Source organism: Pseudoalteromonas neustonica (genome assembly GCF_001653135.1).
In the GTDB taxonomy this organism is placed as follows: Bacteria; Pseudomonadota; Gammaproteobacteria; order Enterobacterales; family Alteromonadaceae; genus Pseudoalteromonas; species Pseudoalteromonas neustonica.
Window position 1 is genome coordinate 1 of sequence record NZ_BDDS01000040.1, and the last position, 4,982, is coordinate 4,982.

A 4,982-nucleotide genomic window follows, 5' to 3' on the forward strand; every position below is an offset into this window, starting at 1 on the left:
ACAACTCCAAGAGGTTGTAATGAAAATTAATACTCGCCCAAGGAAAATACTAAATTATCAGACAGCTGAAGAAGTCTTTATTAATTAGTGATTTAAGGTTTGGTGCACTTGGAACCTGAATTCGGGAATTATTAACTGAGTATAGACGCTATTTTTTAGACTGTAAGCAATTGCAAGCGAAGAACAGCCCAGAAAAGCAAGTTGGTCAGATTTATATGCTAGCAGCCAAAAATAAAGACATACAAAGGGGCCAAGTTCATTACTTCATAAATCTTATTCTGCTGAGCATGCATCGTCAGCATTAGATAAGCTATTACAGAACATTTTTACTAGGTAATATCAAGCAAGCGATCTGACCACCCTTCTCTCTTAAAACAAAATAATAAGCTTGGCGGTTTGAAATAGTACTCCTATCCAACCAACTATAAATGCAGCATCTTCAAGTAAACCGACTTTTTTGTATTCTGACGCGTCATTTAAGAAAACTTCGCCAAACGGTTTTGTATAAATAATCAATGACATCCAAACGCCAGGCCAAATAACAATACCTAACAACCTAGAGGTGTTATATTCGACGCTATACACTTGCCCGATAAAGATCCCAACGGCTAAAAAGATACCAATTAATTTAGCCACTTTCCATTTTTCGAGATTATCAGAAAAAGTCATCTCATACTCTCTTGTTGAATAAAACTGCCCAATACAACTTGGCAATAAAAATAATATTGCTGCAAAAATTAACACATTTCTAGATCCTAAAATATATAACGAGCCTGTAGAATAACTCGTGTTTAATTTATTGATGGTTCAACCATAACTGAGTTCCAATAATAAAAAGGACATCCACCCTAAAGTTTTAGAGAGTAAAAAGGTCACTACATCTGTAAGTTATTCAGCAATCAACGGGATCACCCCTGAAGGTAGTTATGATAAGTGGTCAAAACAAGTCTTTTCAGATTATTTAAATTATCGTCCGCAAACTGTAAAAACCAGCGTTTCAGATAGTGCATTAATACAAACAAACACAATGGAATACGATCGTTGGGGCAATATCATCAGTGCTGAACTAACAGGCAATGGAACCACATCGAAGAACAGCATTGAAGGTGTGCGTTGGACTAAATCCGACTTTGATAACAATGGCTTTTATCCGTTGCGTCTCTTCAATAGTCAGTTGGGTCATCAAATTGTTGCAATGACATTGAGTGAGCACCACCCGATGACTGGAGCGCCTCAGAAAATAATCGATGCGAATGGAGTCGCAAGCCATAATAGGAAGAATTGGTTTGGCATATCCACTAAACAGTGGGCTGAGAGTAACGATACCTTAGCCGCAGCCGCCCTACACACTGGTTATCTTTGGTGTACCAATGAATCAGCTAATTGTATAGACAATGAAGTATTTGTCGTGACCCAAGTGCAAGATGGGCAACCTGAAATTCGGCGTTATTTCGATGCTCTTAGCAGAGAAGTACGTGTAGAGAAAACAACTCATAATGGAAGAATAATTACAAGTAATAGCTCATTTGATTCAAAGGGCAATCTTGTCCATGTTGTTGCCCCACACTTTTTAAATGAAATGAAATGAAAAGTAGTATTCATTACCTCGATCATGATGTGCTTGGTCGGGCATTAAGTAAAGAAATAGATAGTTTTCCACAGCAGTATAAAACGACTTATGAACATGAAGGTCTTAAAACGAACATTACAGTGAGTAGCTTTCGTTCGGTAGCAGGTGGCGTTAATTCATTTTTTTTGAGTCGAACATATAACAGCTTGAATCAATTGATGCACACATCAGATGCAGAGCAAAAACAAACTTTTTATGGTTACGATAGCTTTGGAAGGACTAACTTTATTCGTGATGTTAATGGTAGCAACATTACTGCAAACTATAATGTATTTGGCCATAAATTGTCGATTTCAGATCCAAATTCAGGCGATTGGACATTTAAATATAATGTCTTAGGAGAGCTTCGTTGGCAACAAGATGCGAACTTAAACCAAACGTACTTTAATTATGACAAACTGGGACGTACTATAAACCAATCTAGCGGCACTGATCTGCGAAGTTGGGTCTACGGGGATGAATCTGGAAAATATAATTTATTACTTCAAGATAAACGTGGTGAGGTACAGCATGACTACAGACACGATAGCTTAGGCAGGATGATAGAAACGAATACCCAAATAAGTGGTCGCTTATTTACTCAACGATGGGCTTACGATACTTATTATGGTTGGTTAAAAGGAGAGCAGCTACCTGGTGGTGATATAGTTGGTTATGAATACGATGAGCGTGGGTTCCCTGAGCGCAGTTATCGCGTAGAAGATAATCACAGCTATGTTACCATCGAAAGCTATGATGAGTTCGGGTTGGAGGCAACAAAAGTCTTTGGAAACGGTTTAAAGCAACATTTCACTCGCACTTTATCAGGTCAAGTTGAACAAATTTGCACTGGGGAGACTGAGAATTGTAACGCAGAGAGTTCAGTGCAGCACTTAATTTATGCATACGACGGTTTCGGGAATGTGACCGATAGTATTAATAATGTCGTTAATTGGCGCGAAAGTTATAGTTACGATAATTTGCACCGAATTCGCAGTGCAAACATTGCGTCATCAACATTAACACTGCCAGCAATTTATTATGATTATGATGCCGCAGGTAACCTGCTAGAAAAAAGTGATTACGCAACAAATTACCGTTATGGTGATCAGACTCGCAACCTTGGGGGAAATGCAGGGCCAAATGCAGTACGAGAGCTGACAAAAAATAATGGATCGACGGTCAACTATCATTATGATAATAACGGTAACCAGATAAGTGGCGATGGTATTACAGTGGCTTATACAAATGATAATAAGCCATACAAGATAGTGCGTCATAATAATACGCTAGAATTTAGTTATGACGCGCAAGAGCAGCGATTTAAGCAATTAAAAAGAAGCGGAAATAGCAGTATAACCACGTATTATATAGGAGGTGTTTTTGAGCTTGAAATAAACGGTACGGGAGAAGAAATTGCTCGTAGCTATATTGGTAACCACACAATATTGACACGAGGAGGAGATACTCCAGAGGTAGTACACATTAGTACAGATCGTTTAGGGTCATTAGCTACATTAACAGACGGTTTAAGACATAAAGATAGTGTGAGTAATAATAAAAACTTATTGCTCAGCAGACGTAACTATGATGTATTTGGCAAAGCAAGGGAATTAGATACAGGTCTAGTTTTACAAGACTGGTCGCTCACAAAACGAGGGTTCACAGGACATGAACATCTACAAAGTGTAGAGTTGATCCATATGAACGGTCGGGTGTACGATTATAACCTTGGTCGGTTTATGAGTGTTGATCCCGTTATCCAAAGCCCAACAAATAGCCAGAGTATTAACCCTTACTCTTACATAATGAATAACCCATTGGCGGGGGTAGATCCAACAGGTTATTCTAGCTGCAACCCTGAAGATTCAGGTGGTTGTCAAAGCGAGCCGAAGCCATTGGAGATTGTAATTACTGGAGGCAAAAATAAAGGGGAATCATCTTCTAGCCCTAATGCCGCAGGTGGTGATATTGGAAGAAAAGGCAATAGTGATAATCCAAATGCACCAATTGCTAACTCTTCCAAAAGTTCTATGCCGTCAAATGGTAATGAGAATACTCAGAAGAGCCAAGGTAAAATAGGAAGTGCTATTAGTGATATTGGTTCTCCCAGTACAATCACAAATAATAGAAGTACAGCCCCTTCGTCAGGAAACAATAGTAGTAAAGGACTATTTCCCAATATACCTACACTACCTGCGCCACCAAATGCTAAAAATCATATGTCTGGGATGAGATCTGCTCTGGGTTATGTGCAAAAATATGGTATGAATGTGCTTCAAACTATAGGGGGCTCTGGGCAGGCATTGTTAGGTGCTAGTTTAATGAGTAACCCAATAACTTTTATACCAGGTGCTTTAATTTTAGCGCATGGCCTTTTTAATACTGCTCAAGGTGTTGGTTTAACAGAAAGTAATTATGCTCAAGAAGGGTGGAGGTATGCATTGGGTGAACAATATGGTGATTACGCATATTTTGGTGTTGACATAGCTAGCGCCGGTTGGGCAGCTTTAGGGAGAAAAATAGGACAATTTGGACTACGAGCTTCAGGCACAAACACCATACATCATTCAAGAAATTTAACTAATTCTTTGGGACGGGATCGTATCCACTTTAGAGGAGATTATGTGAGAAATTATCGAACAGTATCTGGAAGTGCACTATTTGCTAATGACGCGATAGTAATTGGAAATGGAGTTATGCAGAATGCTAACTGAGAACCCGTTAGTTACATTAGTTCCTTTAATTTTTATTATTGACTTAGTTTTAACTGTGGCAGTTATAAGGAAAAAGGTAAAAGATAGAAATGTTGTTCCTGTGCTGAGGTTTTTGTTAATGGGATTAGGGGTCGCAAGTTCTTGGATTTTGTTCTTCAACTACCCATCATTAGGTCACTTATTTGATTATATTTATGGAAGTATTTTAGTTTACTTTTTAGTAATTAGAGTATTTGTACTGAGATCCTAATAGACACAATGGAATAAAAATATGGCTTCGACTTACTCACTATTTGACTTTAAAGTGAGCAAACAACCCCAGTAGAACTGCGCACTTACTGTCCGCAGGCTGTGCAAAATGTCAGTGCCACTTCCTAGTGGCGCTGACTCAAATAGCTTGATGCTTGCGTGTGATTTACCATAGCAGCACTTTAACCCCGAATTCATTATGCAAGTGCACCACTGACCATAACCCACCAATAAATATGACATTCTGAAATATTTGCTAATGTAGTAAGTGCGACCAAACTCATTATCGAGGGAATTCAGAATGTCTTACGAACATCTTAACAGTTTCGAACGAAAAGCTATCTACTATCGATTCAATAGTGGCGAAAGCTGCCGATCCATTGGTAAACTATTAAATCGACACCATA

Annotated in this window: 4 protein-coding genes; 3 read left to right on the forward strand and 1 reads right to left on the reverse strand. The window is 38.6% G+C overall.

All coding sequences use genetic code 11. The annotated features are described in order from the left end of the window. Nucleotides 1-369 precede the first annotated feature (369 nt). Complete coding sequence (locus A7967_RS21800; RefSeq protein WP_054206942.1) at nucleotides 370-744, reverse strand: hypothetical protein; 375 nt, start codon at nucleotides 742-744, stop codon at nucleotides 370-372. A 283-nt stretch (nucleotides 745-1,027) separates the two neighbouring features. On the opposite strand from A7967_RS21800, the gene A7967_RS21805 reads away from it, so the two are divergent. The 3 genes from A7967_RS21805 to A7967_RS22945 form a co-directional block, all read left to right on the forward strand. Beyond that, entirely contained in the window at nucleotides 1,028-1,588 is a 561-nt protein-coding gene (locus tag A7967_RS21805; RefSeq protein ID WP_054206941.1) for a hypothetical protein, read from the forward strand. Beyond that, on the forward strand, nucleotides 1,585-4,326 hold the full coding sequence (locus tag A7967_RS21810) for an RHS repeat domain-containing protein (protein ID WP_054206940.1): 2,742 nt from the start codon (nucleotides 1,585-1,587) through the stop codon (nucleotides 4,324-4,326). The genes A7967_RS21805 and A7967_RS21810 overlap by 4 nt, the downstream gene beginning before the upstream one ends. A 550-nt stretch (nucleotides 4,327-4,876) precedes the next feature. Next, nucleotides 4,877-4,982, forward strand: a 106-nt coding sequence (locus A7967_RS22945; protein WP_157756425.1) for a helix-turn-helix domain-containing protein, incomplete at its 3' end; no start/stop codon positions are given.